We start from the raw sequence: 14,500 nt of genomic DNA, 5'->3' as shown, positions 1-14,500 counted from the left end.
TGATTCGCACCAACCATCAGTTCTCTGAGACAGTGATATAAGTCGCTACTAGTATTCCTTCAAAGCCGATATATAATTCGTTTAACTAAACTATGTTTTGTATTATAAAACTATATTAAAAAAATTGTCAACAAAAATTTTTTATCCCGTGTTAATGAGCAGTAAAATTCCTACCTCAAAATTCGGTGGGAGAATAATTGCCCGTAACCCCCGATTGGTGAAGGCTAATNNGGCTTCACTTTATTTCACTTCTAAATTAACAGTTAAATTAGAGGTATTGCCAGCTGCATCAGTTGCTACAATGTGAATAGTATTTTTTCCTTCTTGTAATTGAGTGCGATCGAAATAAATGTCATAGCTTTTCTCCCAAGGGTTCAGGAATGCCTGTTCCCATACACCATTTCCGTTAATTTCATATTGCATTCTCACTGGAATACCAGGTGCTATCCAACCAGATTCTGACATCCAATCTAGTAGAATATCATCAACTTTTCCTCTAATTACGAGATTTTCTTGGTCAATCTCGTGTGTTAACTTAGGTGCAGTTCGATCAAGAAATACAGCAGCTGTTTGCTTTGTTTCTCCGCCAGAATTTGAAGCAACTGCTTCAATTTGATATAGCCCGTCAGCTAAAGGAGTGCCATCTGCTTTTGTACCATTCCATTTGAAAGGTTTATACCCAGGAGTTGCATTTTTAGCTTGATGGATAATCCCTTGATAAGTTACACGTTCTTTCGTAACTAAATTTGCATGCAATGTGACATCATCCACAGGTGCAACTAAATAGTAGTTGATGAGATTATCATCTAGTACGTGGTCGCTATTTGGGCTAAAAGTAGAATTAATAATTTCAAGTCCATCAATACGTTTATAATCTTTAGGATCTATACTAAATGTGAATGGAATTCGAATTTCTTCTTTCGCCCCGTGTTCTTTTACATATACATTTCCAGTATACACACCTTGTGGTAGTGAGCTATCTACAGTGATAGTAAATGGTTTTTCGGTACTACTATTCGGTTGTATGCTAATCGATGAAGGGACAGAAGTTTTTACTTTTGTTTTTGTGTTTGCATCTAATAATTCCACCCGAGTTGAAAAACTTTTCTTTTTACTAGAAAGGTTTTGTAATGTAACATTTTGTGTTAGTTTTACTTTTCCGCTATTGGGCTTAATAAGACCAAAACTGACATTGTTAGGTTTTACTAATATATTTGTTTGAGCTGCTTTCGGAATGTTAATTAAACCAGATCCTTGTGCCATAACAGGGTATGTATTTTCATTGACATCATGTAATGTTTTTGCATTGTTAGCAAGTGCCGCTTTCAATTGTTCTGTCGTCCAATCAGGATGCATTTGACGCAAGAGGGCAACCGCTCCAGCTACTTGCGGAGCAGCCATACTTGTTCCGTTATGCGATTCATATCCGCCTCGCGGTACTGTACTAGTAATTTGTACTCCAGGTGCAACAACATCAGGCTTTATTAGCCAACTTCCTTGTGATGGTCCTCTTGAACTAAAGTTACCGATAAGTTCTGTGTGCTTTGGTTGTCCAATTTTTATATTTTTCTTTCGTTTTGTAATTAAAGTTTTTAATTCTTCCCCATTTGTATTTGATAATTGCATTACTGGGACAGCTAGATGTTCACGTGAAAAATATTCCGGCATCATATTAATTTCTTTTTCGCTAGAGATTAATAACACACCAAGTGCACCAGCTTGCTTCGCTTGTTCTGCTTTTACTAATGTACTAGAAGTACCTTGTAAAATAAGTGCGAATTTCCCTTTCACATCTTGTTTTGCATAATCACTTGGATTGCCATAACCAACATATACAAGAGGAGAATCATTGCCTATTGGAAAATCGGATTTTGATAATGGTAACCCTTGATATGTTTTGCTGGAACCAGTTACTTGGAATGTTGGAAACGGGATAGAAACCGTAGATGCTCCAACAGAAATGACACTACTTGCGTTACCGGGAGCATCAACAGACCAAGGTTTTGGTCCGTCATTTCCATTTGAAACGACAGCAGTAACACCAAGTTTCGCTGCTCGTTCTAACGTTAATGTTACAGGCTGATCAGGTACATTTAAATCCTGCCCAAGGGAGAGGTTTAACACATCCGCACCATCTTGAATTGCTCGCTCAATTCCTTGGATAATATCATCTGTTGTACCAGTTCCACCGTCATTCATTACACGATAGGCTAGAATAGAAACGTTTGGAGCAACGCCTTTAATTTTTCCATTACCTGCAATAATTCCAGCTACATGAGTACCATGTACGTTACCATCCATTGGATCGTTATCTTCATCAACCGTGTCATATCCACCGATATAATTTGCCTTTAAGTCAGGGTGTGTATAGTCTACGCCAGAATCGATAATGGCTACTTTCATGCCTTTTCCATCAAGCGGTTTGCCAGATGGATCTTTTAAATTCCACGCTTCAGGTGCACCAATTGTCAGTCCACCGATATTTGGTGCTTCTTCGTTAGTAGCAATTTTTGATGTTTCATGCAATTTATATGTTAAGTTCGGATAGACTGCTTTTACTTCAGGTAAAGAGGCAAGAGAGGTAATTTGATCTCCAGGAACTGAAATAGAGAATCCAGAAAATAACGTATTATACACTTCTTTAATTTTTGCACCAGGTGCTTTTTCTTTTATTTTCTTAGTCGTATCTTCTTGTGCTTTTTTTAGCTCAGCATGATAAGACTGCGCATTACTATTTTGTAAATCTGGAGCATGCTGAATATTAGTTTGAGCAGCGAGAGGTGCATGTTGTAATTCTACAATTACTGATATTTCTTTTGTTGTTTTCGTTTCAACATTTTGAGCGATTTTATGTTCTCCCCACTGTTCAATCGTTGTTTTTAATTGTGGACTAAATTGCTTCTCCTTTTGTAGTGATTCAGCATGAGCGCTTAAAGCTCCAAAACTAGAAAAGACAAGCGCCATGCTTAATAGTGTAGATGTAGTTTTTTTCATTGATACTCCCCCTAATAAAAGTGCTAATATTCAGAAATAAAATCTTACATTTAATTTGGAAATTATAAATATAAATGTTGGCTAAACTATACTTTCGACATAATTCATACCAATCCTCTATGGATTGAAAATTTCTTGGGAAATTTTTTCTGATTATGTCGAATCGATATTTTTCACATATTGTAGGGAGAAAGTGAGGAATGCTATGAGGGAAATGGAGTGATGGTATGAAAAGGCTAATGGTAAGTGGTAGTGTAGTGTTGTTTATGTTTTTATGTTCTATCACTATCACTATTACTAGTGCAGAAAATAATAGTGTGAAAGTTGCTTTTATTCGTCATCATAACCTTTGGATTAAAGTTGATGGGAAAGAAATACAGATTACAAAAGGAGAGTACATAACAGGGCCGAAGTGGTCATATGACGGGGAGTGGCTAGCATATGTAAAAGGGAAGAAACAAAGTATTCTTGAGTTATATCGGCTGAAAGATGGAAAAAAAGTTACGCCGTTTCACTCAGAAGCATCGAATTATCAATGGTCACCAACAGAAAATATAATTGCATTTATATTTACAGGTACATTAAATACATTTGATGTAGAAAAAAAGAATGCAGATTTTGAAAATGTATCGGCTGGNNTTATGCATGGTACCCCGATGGAAAGAACTTTCTTGTATCCTCTGAAGCGAACTTACTTCCAACAGGATGGACAGGGGCTCAGCTATATGAAGTGCAAAAAGATGCACATATGAATCCTCACAAAATGAAGCATTTGTATGCATTGCCAAATGAACATGATGATTTTCTAGCGCTAGTAGCAAGTGGCTTTAAGTGGTCACCAGATCAAAAGTGGATTTCATTTTTAGCAGTACCGACAGCTTCATGGTCAGCTGATAGTAATACGCTTTGCTTAGTTCGAGCAGATGGAAGTCGGTTTGAAAAAGTAGATCAAATGTTATTAAACGAACAATGGTTTCAATGGTCACCATCAAAAAATATATTAGCTTATATTGAAGGGAGCGGAAGAGTGGCATTAGAAAATAAACATTTAAAAGTAAAGGAATTGCCAGCACTTCAGCAGAACATATTTACGCCGAAAGGATATGTTGATTGGGATTTTGTATGGAAGAACGATAGAGTAATTATCGTTTCACGAGCAAAAGAGGCAGGAATAGAAACTCCACCAGAAAAAAGGCCACTACCATCTTTATATGAGGTCGATAGTACAAGTAATGCACAGCATCAAATCACAAAGAAAACGAACAAGCAAGGGGATTACCACCCGATCTTCATGAAGAAGAGTAATCAATTAATTTGGATACGTTCAGACCGTAAGAAAGCGGATGTATGGCTTGCTCATAAAGATGGGAAACAGGAAAAGAAGTGGATTGAAAATATAGATGTACCAGCGTGGTATTATGAGAAATGGAATTGGGGAAATGTTATCTCGGTGAAATAACAATAAAAAAACTGCCTAAAAAATCATTTTAGGCAGTTTTTTATTGTTATTTATGTGTTTTATTTGGCTTTTTTTTCGCTGGGTTTCCGTTCCCTTGTCGCTTTCTATTTTGTTCATCTTTTGCTTGTTTTTCATGTAGTGTATCTAAAAATTCATTCGAGTTACTCATGTTTATATCTCTCCTTTCATTTTGTCATGATTACTATAACCATTTAGGAGGATAATCATGAGTTAGAAATTAGGCACTTAATTTTCTTCGATAATGTAAGTAAAATATTCCATACATAACAAATAGCATGAGTAAAACTTGTATCTCTACATTTTCTTTTAAAAAAGCTGCGATAGGGTCTGGTAAGTACGGTGATTTATCGTTTGTGCTTAAACCTAACCATTTATTTAAGAGGCTAATGGTACAAAACATAAAAACACCGGACCAGCTTGCCGTAATTGCTTTTTGTTTAATTTTTGTTTCACGTTCATCATCTGCAATCCAAGGATTAGCAGTTTTATCACTACTAAAGAAGCCGTTTATATATCCCCATACAATCATTCCAATAAAGACAATTATCCATTTCATATATGTAATTCTCCTTTCGGTGTAAAAAGTATTTTACATGTAATATTGTAATATTTTACAAACCTTCGTGTCAAACCTTTTTTACATATCGGTTTTTATACAGCAGGAATAAAGAATGCAATAGGGAAGAAATATGTGTGAGGATTTTATAGTAAGAGGAGACTGAATATGAAAATCGTTTTTGTTCGGCATGGTGAAGGTGAACATACAACGGATTTACCAGAAAGTTTACAAGTGTTTGACCCACCATTGACGAGAGTAGGAAAGGCTCAAGCTAAGTTACTTCAACGTGATGTATCATTACAAGAAGCGGATATATTAATTGTTAGTCCTACACTTAGAACTTTACAAACGGCGACAATATGGAGTGCGAAAGTAGCTTGTCAAAAAATAGTCCATCCATATGTATCTCCACGTATTTTTCCTTATCGAGAAGGAGCGAAAACATTACCGTGCGATTATATAGTAGATCAGGGAATGATAACAAAGTTATTTCCGCATTTTTCGATAGAGAAAAGCTCAAATAATCAGTTATGGAAGGAAGGTATAAACACTATTTCAGAGAATAGTTTTCAGCAAATAGTAGATGAATTTCTTCTTTGGTGTTATGGACTGGGTGCTGAAAGAATTTGCATTGTATCTCACGATGGAACAATTACAGCATATAGACAATATTTACAGAAAGTCGTTTTAACTAGATCAGATTTTTTGAAAGAAACAGGTATATATGAAATGGATTTATCCCATAAAAGTCTGATTGATAAGGGCTGATTATAGGATGGGGTTGTATGTTGAATATTGCATTAGTAATTGGTTTTAATTCGGATTTAGAGGCGCAATTAATCCGAGCATCTCTTGAATATTTTGGTGCAAGGGTTGTGACATATTGGATTGGTAGACCGAAAGATTTTGTGGAAGTTCTTTCTGGAAAGAACTTATTTAACAATATTAATTATATTATTTTTTGCTTTCATGGTGAAGAAGGGAAGTTTGTCATGGAAGAGTTAGGCGAAGAAGTATATGAACAAGATGAACCGAGAGGGTATTTTGGTGCAGCAGAAATTTATAAATATGCAAAATTGCATAATACACATATTGTAAATAGCGGGTGCACGTTAGGGGACCAAAATCTTTTTTACATAGTGGTGCGAAATCATATATTGGATCGATTAATTATGTAGATGGAAATGCAGCACTTATGTTTACTATACGCTTATTTTATGGGGTATTAACCATGGGAAAACGTTAGAAGAAGCGTTTCAAGAATCGAGTTTAATTGATGAGGAGACACATACATTTCGATTCTATAATTAGTGTGAAACACGTTTATTCTATATTCGAATAAACGTGTTTCACATTTAACTCACAATTTTTTTACATTTTTTTCAATGAAAATGATTATCACCTGTGGTATGATATGTTCAAGTTTTTACAGGTAATAAAAGTTACTATATAAACGTTAGTTTTTAATGTTTCATACATATGTCATGAATTATTCATAATTAACGTTTGAAAAATAAGTAACTAATGTTATTATATTAACTGTAACTAACTTAATTACAACTTTAGGAGGAAGATATGGTTATTCAATTTTTAAGAGAAAACAAAGCAGTTTCTTTTGCATTAGCAGTAATTCGAGTATATCTTGGTTACACATGGTTAATGGCTGGAATCGGTAAACTACAAGGAAAAGGATTCGATGCAACAGGTTATTTGCAAGGCGCAATTGAAAAATCTAAAGGCGCACAACCGGCTGTTCAATCTTGGTGGGCATCATTCTTACAAGAGTTTGCAATTCCAAATGTAGATTTGTTTAATACGCTTGTAACATGGGGAGAAATTTTAGTCGGAATTGGTTTAATTGTAGGCTGTTTAACAAAAACAGCGGTCTTTTTTGGTCTTGTAATGAACTTTTCCTATATGTTTAGTGGGTCAATTGGTGTGAATCCTGAGATGGTTATCTTATCTATGTTTGTTCTTGTTGCCGGTATGAACGCTGGGAAATTTGGAATGGATGGCTTCGTTATCCCGAAAGTATTAGGATCAAAAACTCAAAAACGCCAAAAGCAAGCTGCTTAATATATGAAAATGGGTATCTCACAATGAGATACCCGTTTATGTTATTTTTCAATTTTGATCGGATTGTTCTTAAAGAAGTCTTGTACATACCCGACAAATTCTTGTGGTTCTTGGCGAAATGGTGCATGATAACCTTTTTCAATAATATGTAAAGTGCTATTTTTTAAGAATTGATGATACGTTTCTCCTTCTTTCCAAGAAACGCTACTATCATTTCTGCCCCATATAATTAAAGTTGGCTGTTTCATTTCATTCGCATTAATTTTAAGACGTCTAGGCCATAGTTTCATTTTGTTATAATGTTCTTCATCATTACGTTTGAATTTCACTTTGCTCTCATCATAATCTGTAATAGAAGAAACGGCATTTAAATCAGTCGACAATTGTGGTTTTGGTGAGCCTTGTTTATTAACGAATGTATGAGGGCCACCTGTAGCATCAGTTAAAATAAGGTGAGTAACTGCTTCAGGATATAAATATGTTAAATTTAGAGAAATTTCTCCCCCCATGGAATGCCCCAGTATTGCGAATGAATCATATCCTAGTTTTTTCATTAATTTATAATACAAATTTGCATGAGTTGGAAAAGAATAATAAAAATCCATTGGCTTAGATGAGCGCCCGAATCCCAAAGCATCTACAGAAATAATTGTATGATCTTTTGCTAAATCGGAGTAGATCTTTTGAAAACCATCTGATGACCCTCCAAAGCCATGAATCATAAGTAAAGGTGGTTTTTCATTACCAATCTTTTTAAAGTAAATGGTTTGACCATCTATTTCTACCATTTTTTCCTCGGTAGCTAGTTTCGCTGTAATTGTATTTTTAACTTGCTTTACTTGTTCTACTGGCTTTTCTGCTGCACTACATCCTACTAATAGTGTAAGAGTAAGACAACCTACCATAAAATAGCTAAATCGCTTCAATTAGGTGTCTCCTTTCTAACATAACGCTGTATCTATCATAGCAAATAGCATATTACGATTTCCAGGAAGTTGGCTACCATTTTTTATCATAAGAGGTGAAAGGAGCGTTTCTTGGAAATTTTCTGTTTGAAGAAATTGACGAAATGTAAATTGTGAGTGTGGGACATCAATTCGTACTATACCATTCCAACATTCACATATCTTTTTTAATAATTGAATAGAATCTTCTTCTTGCTTGGCGATAAGTGGATTGATACATAATATATTGCCCTTTCGTATGCATAATGAAAAAGCTTCTATACAGTTATTTCTTTCAATTTTAAAAGAGTGTACGGCCCTTGGTAATAGCAAAGAGTAAAGTAGAGAACGATTCATACCAGTTGCAATTTGATCGAGAGAAGTAAGAGATATAAGGTTTTCTTCTTGTACTTGTTGTAAGTGAGAAGGGTACGTCTTAATAGTTTGCTTTTCAAAACGATGAATCGTTGTTGCTGTTTGAAATCCGCATGATGTGTATAGAGGTTCGCCAGCTTTTGTCGCAATAAGTGCAATGGGTTGTTTTGGATGAATTTGTTCCAAGCAATGATTTAGCAACATGCGCCCGATTCCGCGTCCTTGAAAATTAGGGTGAACGATTAACATACCAATGGAAGTGAAGTTACTTGTAAAGGGAAATACTCCTCCAGTCGCAATGAGTTTGTTTTCATGAATGTAACCTACAAGTGTGCCGATAGAAAGATACATTTCGAATTGTTTTTTCATAAAAATTTCATCGTGTAACCATCCAACAGATTTGCAAAGATTAAGTAATTCAAAAATAAAAGATTCATTTAGCTTTACTATTTTCATAAAGGCTCACCGCATTTCTATTTATTTTCATAAACATAGAGTCAAAATGTAAAAAAAGAGATTTACGTTAAATGAAATCCAACTTGTTTATATTTAAATTGTAAAGGGCAGGATAGTTGATACGAAAAGACAAAGTTATACAAATTATAACTGATATTTACATAAGTTAACAAAAAATTTACATACAGCTAATTTTCTCTTAATAGTCTTCCATTAAATTTGATAGTGGGAAATGAATAACCTAATTAGGGGGACAAGACAGTGAAAAAGTTTGTGAAAAAAGCATGGCCATTTGCAGTTGTGGCATCATTAGTAGTTACTTCGGTAGCAACATGGAATTTTACTCGTTCTAGTGAGGTTAATGCAGATGAGAACGGAAGCAATGCAAAGATTAAAAATGTTATCGTATTAATTGGGGATGGTATGGGCCCTTCATATATGACGGCTCACCGGTATATGAAAGATAATCCAAAAACTTTTGAAATGGAATCTACAGAATTTGATAAGCATCTTGTAGGAACACAAAAAACATACCCAGAAGATGAACATGAAAATATTACAGACTCTGCATCAGCAGCAACAGCTATGTCAGCAGGGATTAAAACATATAATGCTGCAATTGCAGTTGATAATGATAAAGCNNTTGTTGCAACTTCTGAAATTACACATGCAACACCAGCTGCTTTCGGTGCGCATGACATTAGCCGTAAAAATATGGACGCAATTGCAAATGATTATTTTGATGAGAAAATTAAAGGGAAGCATAAAGTAGATGTTATGCTTGGCGGCGGCGTAAAGAACTTTGTTAGAAAAGATCGTAATCTTACAGAAGAGTTTAAGAAATCTGGTTATAGCTATGTAACGGATCGAGATCAATTGTTAAATGATAAAAATGATCAAATTCTTGGTTTATTTGCACCAGGTGGATTAGATAAAATGATTGACCGTAATGATAAAACACCTTCATTAGAAGAAATGACTAATGCAGCAATTGAGCGTTTGAACAAAAATAAAAATGGTTTCTTCTTAATGGTGGAAGGAAGTCAAATCGACTGGGCTGGACATGATAATGATATCGTTGGTGCAATGAGTGAAATGGAAGACTTCGAAAAAGCTTTCAAAGCAGCGATTGAGTTTGCGAAAAAAGATAAAAATACGTTAGTTGTTGCAACGGCAGACCACGCTACAGGTGGATTATCTTTAGGTGCCAATGGCGAGTATAACTTTAAAGTAGATCCAATTAAAGCTGCAAAACGCACACCAGACTTTATGGCAAATGAGATTGCAAAAGGTGCAAATGTAGAAGAAACATTAAAAAAATATATTGATTTACAATTAACTCCAGAAGAAATTCAAGCTGTAAATGATATAGCTCCGTCAAAAGATGTAACAAAGATTGATAATGCAATTGAAGATATTTTCAATAAACGCTCGGTTACAGGCTGGACAACAGGCGGGCATACAGGGGAAGATGTAAACGTGTATGCATTTGGTCCTGGTAAATACTTATTCTCTGGCGTTCAAGAGAATACAAATATAGCGAAACGTGTCTTTGATATTGTTGGCGGCGGCGATCCGAATAAAGGAAGACGATAATTAAGAGCGAAAGTGAGGCGAACTGCCTCACTTTTCTTTTTAGGAGTTGGGAATATGAAAAAATTATTTAGGGAATTAAGATTCCTTCTAGTATTTGTAGTATTACTAGTTGGATGTCAACAAGAAGAGAATAACGTAGAACAAAAATCTATTATTAAAAAAACTGAGGAAAAGGTACAAATAACAAAAGAAGAAGAGAGATCTATTCAAGATGTTATGAATACATTTGTGCGAACGACGAATGAAAAAAATCTTGCAGAACATATGGAGTTATTTTCAAAGAAGATGCCTAGTGCTGAAGACTTAAAAACACAAAAAGAAGCCGCATTTCAAAAGGGAAATAAGAAAATTGAATTGGAACATATAGATATGAAAGCTAGTAAAGTAGGGTATGTTATTGTTGAAACGAAAGNNAAATAACGTGAAACTTTCATAAGTGTGGGGGTCGTACTTCCCAAACTGGTAGAAAAAAGGTTCTCATTGGCGAGAACCTTCTTTTATAGTGGTAGCATAATTTGATTTGAGCATGCCTCAATATCATCAATATCTTGACGAATTGTGGCCATTTTATTATCAAGATCTTCAGCTTTCATTGCTGCATCATGTAGTTCATCTTTTAAATACTCCGGTATTTTCCCTTCATATTTATAATAAAGTTTGTGTTCTAAACTTGCCCAAAAGTCCATTGCCAGTGTACGTAACTGAATTTCTGCAAATACATCTTTTGTACCAGAATTTAGTGATAAAGGGTATTTAATAATCATGTGTAAACTTTTATATCCGTTTCGTTTTGGGTTAGCGATATAATCTTTTACTTCAATGACTTCCATATCTTCGCGTTTTTGAATGACTTCTTTCAAATGATAAATATCTTCTACGAAGCAACATGTAATACGAATACCAATAATATCTTGTAAATTTGTTTGAGCGTTTTCAACTGTTGGTAATAAGCTTTTGCGTTCTAGCTTTTTAATAATACTTTCAGGTTGTTTTAGTCTTGTTTTTATATGTTCAAACGGGTTGTAATCCTCTAGAAATTGAGCTTCCCGGTTCATAATTTCAAATTTAGTTTTTAACTCTTCTAAAGCAAATGTATATGGTAATACAAAAGCTTTCCAGTAGTTAACTGTTGATTGATTATATTCCATTTATATACACACCTTTTCCTATTTACAAGTGAGGTCGTTATTATACTAAATACCAAATCATATAAGCACAAGCAGCAAATGATGAAATCATAAAGCGATATTTAGTTTTCATACTTTCAACTCCTTTCGAGTAAGATTCTATATAAATAAACGTGATTGTTAATAAGTTCACTATGTACAATTTCTATAGTAATGGATTCGTGTGAATTTCGTATGAACTAATTGTTTCAGCTTTTTGTCTTTTTTGCTGTTAATCATAATTATTATTCGGATTTAAAGTGTTTTTATTTGATTTATCTATTCGTATAAATTAATGTATATTTAAATTTACAGTTATCGAGGAGGATATATGGTGAACTTTGAAGAATTAGCAATTGCTAGACGTTCTGCAATGAAATTTATACAAGGTATAGAAATCCCTGATGAGGATTTTAAAAAAATATTTGAGTTAACTAAGCTTTCTCCATCTTGCTATAATTTGCAGCACACACATTATGTTGTAATTCGTGATCAAGAGCGAAAAGAAAGATTAAAAGAATTAGCATTCGGTCAATATAAAGTATCGAGTGCATCAGCGGTAGTGCTCGTTTGTGGTGATAAGAGAGCATACCAAAATGTCGAAAATATTTACTTCGGTATGAAAGTTTTAAAAATGATTGATGAATGCGAATATGAAGATACCATTAGGCAAACGAAAGGTTTATATGAAGGAAAAGGAGAGCGTTTCATGGAGGATGAAGCGATTAGAAATGCTTCATTAAGCGCGATGACTTTTATGTACGCAGCTAAATATTATGGCTATGATACATGTCCAATGATTGGTTTCGATGAAAAAGCAGTACAAAGTGAATTAAATATGCCAGAGCATGTAATACCTGTTTTAATGATTACGATAGGGAAAAGTGATACGACTAAAGTTCGTCCAAGAGGATATCGAAAGCCAATTAGTGAGTTTGTTACATACGAATCGTTTTAATAAAATTTATTTAACTATAAAAACAAGGGGATTTTAAATGGAATCTTCTTGTTTTTGCAATTGACAAATAGAATGAAGTTTTATAATATATAAATCGTAATCATTACGTTTTAGTTTGCGATCTTTGAAAGAAAGGAGAATTACCTATGCGTGTAAATATTACATTAGCTTGTACGGAGTGCGGTGATCGTAATTATATTTCTAAAAAAAATAAACGAAACAATCCAGAACGTATCGAACTAAAAAAATATTGTCCACGATTAAAGCGAGTAACGTTACACCGTGAGACGAAGTAGAAGACTAGAGATATCTCTAGTCTTCTTTTGTTAATAAGTTTTGGTTTTCTTTGTTATAATTACCTTAAATTGTAACGAGGGAGAGGGCATGGTGAATCAAAAAGATAAAGAAAGAAAAGAGCACGTAGCTCATCTTATTGAAATTCCAGATGAATATAGGCTTGTTGTAGATGATCAAGAAGGGGTTGATGACCCGTATCATCTATTATGGTGGGGACATAAAGATGATGAGGAGAAACAGATACAAATTACATTAAATAGACATACTGGTAATTTAATTGAATTTAGGATAGATGATGGAAATTCTTTTTCGAGTGATAAGGGAGCAATAGAGGAGAATAAAGCAAGAGAGGTTGCAAATACATTCTTAAAAAAATATACAAAAGAAGGATATGAATTCTATACATATGTAACGGTTAAGGACGACAGGCGCGGTTGGAAAGAAGTAAATTATATGCAAGAAGTGAATAGCTATCCATTGCCGAATACTGGGTGTGTTGTGCAAGTGCACCCTTCAGGTAATGTTGTGCATTTTCATTACAATGGACAAAAAGCCATAGAGAAAAAGCCGTTATGGCCAAGTGAAATTGTTGGGGAGAATATCGTTTTAGAAAATTTGAAAGCTAGACAAGATATGAGACTTGTATTTGTAGATTTAACATACTCTTCATGTGAGTATGAAAACGGGGAAGAAGTAAAAGGGTACCATCTTGTATATGAACCAGAGCCTAGTCATGCGTTTATTGATGCAAGTACAGGTAAAGATTTATATGGGCCAGAACACTATAAATTACCTTCTACAGTACTTGTTGATAAACCGCTAAAGAGTAATCAAAAAAAAGATGTGTTTGATTTATTTGATTGGGACAAGGGGAAGTTTGTCAAAATAGATGAAAAAGTAGATGAGGATGAAGTCCGGATAAAATTTGTATTAAAAGAAGAATTACAAAAAGAAATAGAAGAGAAGGATTCATATTCAATGGATGAGTTTTATAAAAAACATTTTCCAATGTTGAAACATGATGAATTCGTAGTAATTACTCTAGATAAAGAAACAAATCAATTGCTTTCTTTTTTTATGTGGAAGGATGAGAAAAAAAGGAAAACAATCTTATCAAGAGAGCAATGTTTAAGCAAGGCACTTCAATTTTTAGAGCATATTATCCGAGATGCGACAAAGTATGTTCAACTTTGGGATAATTATGAGGAGGAAGAGGGGATAGAGAGGTTTTCCTTTTCAATCTATGTAAATGACATTCATGTAGAGCGGAAATATATTATGATCAACATCAATGCAGAAAATGGTGCTGTGATGCACTACTCTGGAGAGTGTGGCAACTTTATAAAAGAATTACTTACATATGAAACAACACCAAAAGTAACAGAAGAAAAAGCGTTAGAAATATACAGAGAGGCTATCCGAGTTAAATTAGAATGGTTTGTAGATCATGATGCAGAGGAAACGAAATACAAACTACTGTACAAACAAACGACAGATGAAAAACATAAAGAACCTTTTTATTGTAGTCGGGAAATTCGTTATATTGATGCTCAAACTGGGAGAAAGATTTGGAGTAAGTAAAATAAAAAGAGTTATTTT

Annotated in this window: 12 protein-coding genes and 3 pseudogenes; 9 read left to right on the top strand and 6 right to left on the bottom strand. The window is 34.2% G+C overall.

Annotation, left to right across the window (positions count from 1 at the left end; translation table 11 throughout):
• Positions 1–240 precede the first annotated feature (240 nt).
• A complete protein-coding gene (locus CN409_RS27195) occupies positions 241–2,994 on the bottom strand; it encodes a S8 family peptidase (RefSeq protein WP_097981576.1) in 2,754 nt (917 codons plus the stop codon).
• 227 nt (positions 2,995–3,221) lie between these two features.
• Between CN409_RS27195 and CN409_RS27190 the strand changes: the two are divergent.
• Positions 3,222–4,453: pseudogene (locus tag CN409_RS27190) on the top strand (eIF2A-related protein).
• 46 nt (positions 4,454–4,499) lie between these two features.
• Here the strand turns inward: CN409_RS27190 and CN409_RS27185 are convergent.
• Both CN409_RS27185 and CN409_RS27180 read right to left on the bottom strand, forming a co-directional pair.
• A complete protein-coding gene (locus CN409_RS27185) occupies positions 4,500–4,622 on the bottom strand; it encodes a DUF4023 domain-containing protein (RefSeq protein ID WP_000071866.1) in 123 nt (40 codons plus the stop codon).
• Positions 4,623–4,691: 69 nt separating this feature from the next.
• Complete coding sequence (locus CN409_RS27180) at positions 4,692–5,030, bottom strand: hypothetical protein (protein ID WP_000871144.1); 339 nt, start codon at positions 5,028–5,030, stop codon at positions 4,692–4,694.
• A gap of 168 nt (positions 5,031–5,198) precedes the next feature.
• On the opposite strand from CN409_RS27180, the gene CN409_RS27175 reads away from it, so the two are divergent.
• The 3 genes and pseudogenes from CN409_RS27175 (at position 5,199) to CN409_RS27165 (ending at position 7,109) form a co-directional block, all read left to right on the top strand.
• Positions 5,199–5,801: a histidine phosphatase family protein gene (locus tag CN409_RS27175; protein ID WP_000706248.1), complete on the top strand. Its 603-nt coding sequence runs from the start codon at positions 5,199–5,201 to the stop codon at positions 5,799–5,801.
• Between the two features lie 17 nt (positions 5,802–5,818).
• Positions 5,819–6,344, top strand: a pseudogene (locus CN409_RS27170) (delta-aminolevulinic acid dehydratase).
• Positions 6,345–6,608: 264 nt separating this feature from the next.
• Positions 6,609–7,109, top strand: coding sequence for a DoxX family protein (locus tag CN409_RS27165; protein WP_000236591.1), 501 nt, complete (start codon positions 6,609–6,611; stop codon positions 7,107–7,109).
• A gap of 41 nt (positions 7,110–7,150) precedes the next feature.
• On the opposite strand, the gene CN409_RS27160 is transcribed toward CN409_RS27165, so the two are convergent.
• Both CN409_RS27160 and CN409_RS27155 read right to left on the bottom strand, forming a co-directional pair.
• The gene (locus CN409_RS27160; RefSeq protein WP_000819811.1) at positions 7,151–8,035 is read right to left on the bottom strand and encodes an alpha/beta fold hydrolase; all 885 of its coding nucleotides are present in this window, start codon (positions 8,033–8,035) and stop codon (positions 7,151–7,153) included.
• 15 nt (positions 8,036–8,050) lie between these two features.
• The gene (locus tag CN409_RS27155) at positions 8,051–8,884 is read right to left on the bottom strand and encodes a GNAT family N-acetyltransferase (protein WP_017763601.1); all 834 of its coding nucleotides are present in this window, start codon (positions 8,882–8,884) and stop codon (positions 8,051–8,053) included.
• Positions 8,885–9,145: 261 nt separating this feature from the next.
• Between CN409_RS27155 and CN409_RS27150 the strand changes: the two genes are divergently transcribed.
• Together CN409_RS27150 and CN409_RS27145 are read left to right on the top strand one after the other, a co-directional pair.
• Positions 9,146–10,480, top strand: a complete 1,335-nt coding sequence (locus CN409_RS27150; RefSeq protein ID WP_098217960.1) for an alkaline phosphatase — start codon at positions 9,146–9,148, stop codon at positions 10,478–10,480.
• A 54-nt stretch (positions 10,481–10,534) separates the two neighbouring features.
• Positions 10,535–10,897 (top strand): annotated as a pseudogene (locus tag CN409_RS27145) (hypothetical protein); the annotation flags it as partial.
• 80 nt (positions 10,898–10,977) lie between these two features.
• On the opposite strand, the gene CN409_RS27140 reads toward CN409_RS27145, so the two are convergent.
• The gene (locus CN409_RS27140) at positions 10,978–11,628 is read right to left on the bottom strand and encodes a GTP pyrophosphokinase (protein ID WP_097981580.1); all 651 of its coding nucleotides are present in this window, start codon (positions 11,626–11,628) and stop codon (positions 10,978–10,980) included.
• A 349-nt stretch (positions 11,629–11,977) separates the two neighbouring features.
• Between CN409_RS27140 and CN409_RS27135 the strand changes: the two genes are divergently transcribed.
• From CN409_RS27135 to CN409_RS27125, 3 genes are all read left to right on the top strand, one after another.
• Positions 11,978–12,604: a nitroreductase family protein gene (locus CN409_RS27135; protein ID WP_000245980.1), complete on the top strand. Its 627-nt coding sequence runs from the start codon at positions 11,978–11,980 to the stop codon at positions 12,602–12,604.
• Between the two features lie 146 nt (positions 12,605–12,750).
• Complete coding sequence (rpmG, locus tag CN409_RS27130; protein ID WP_001265617.1) at positions 12,751–12,900, top strand: 50S ribosomal protein L33; 150 nt, start codon at positions 12,751–12,753, stop codon at positions 12,898–12,900.
• Positions 12,901–12,988: 88 nt separating this feature from the next.
• Entirely contained in the window at positions 12,989–14,482 is a 1,494-nt protein-coding gene (locus CN409_RS27125) for a YcdB/YcdC domain-containing protein (protein ID WP_097981582.1), read from the top strand.
• Positions 14,483–14,500 lie beyond the last annotated feature (18 nt).

The organism is Bacillus sp. AFS012607 (assembly GCF_002558005.1).
GTDB lineage: Bacteria > Bacillota > Bacilli > Bacillales > Bacillaceae_G > Bacillus_A > Bacillus_A thuringiensis_S.
This window is presented reverse-complemented; position numbering and strand designations above follow the sequence as displayed.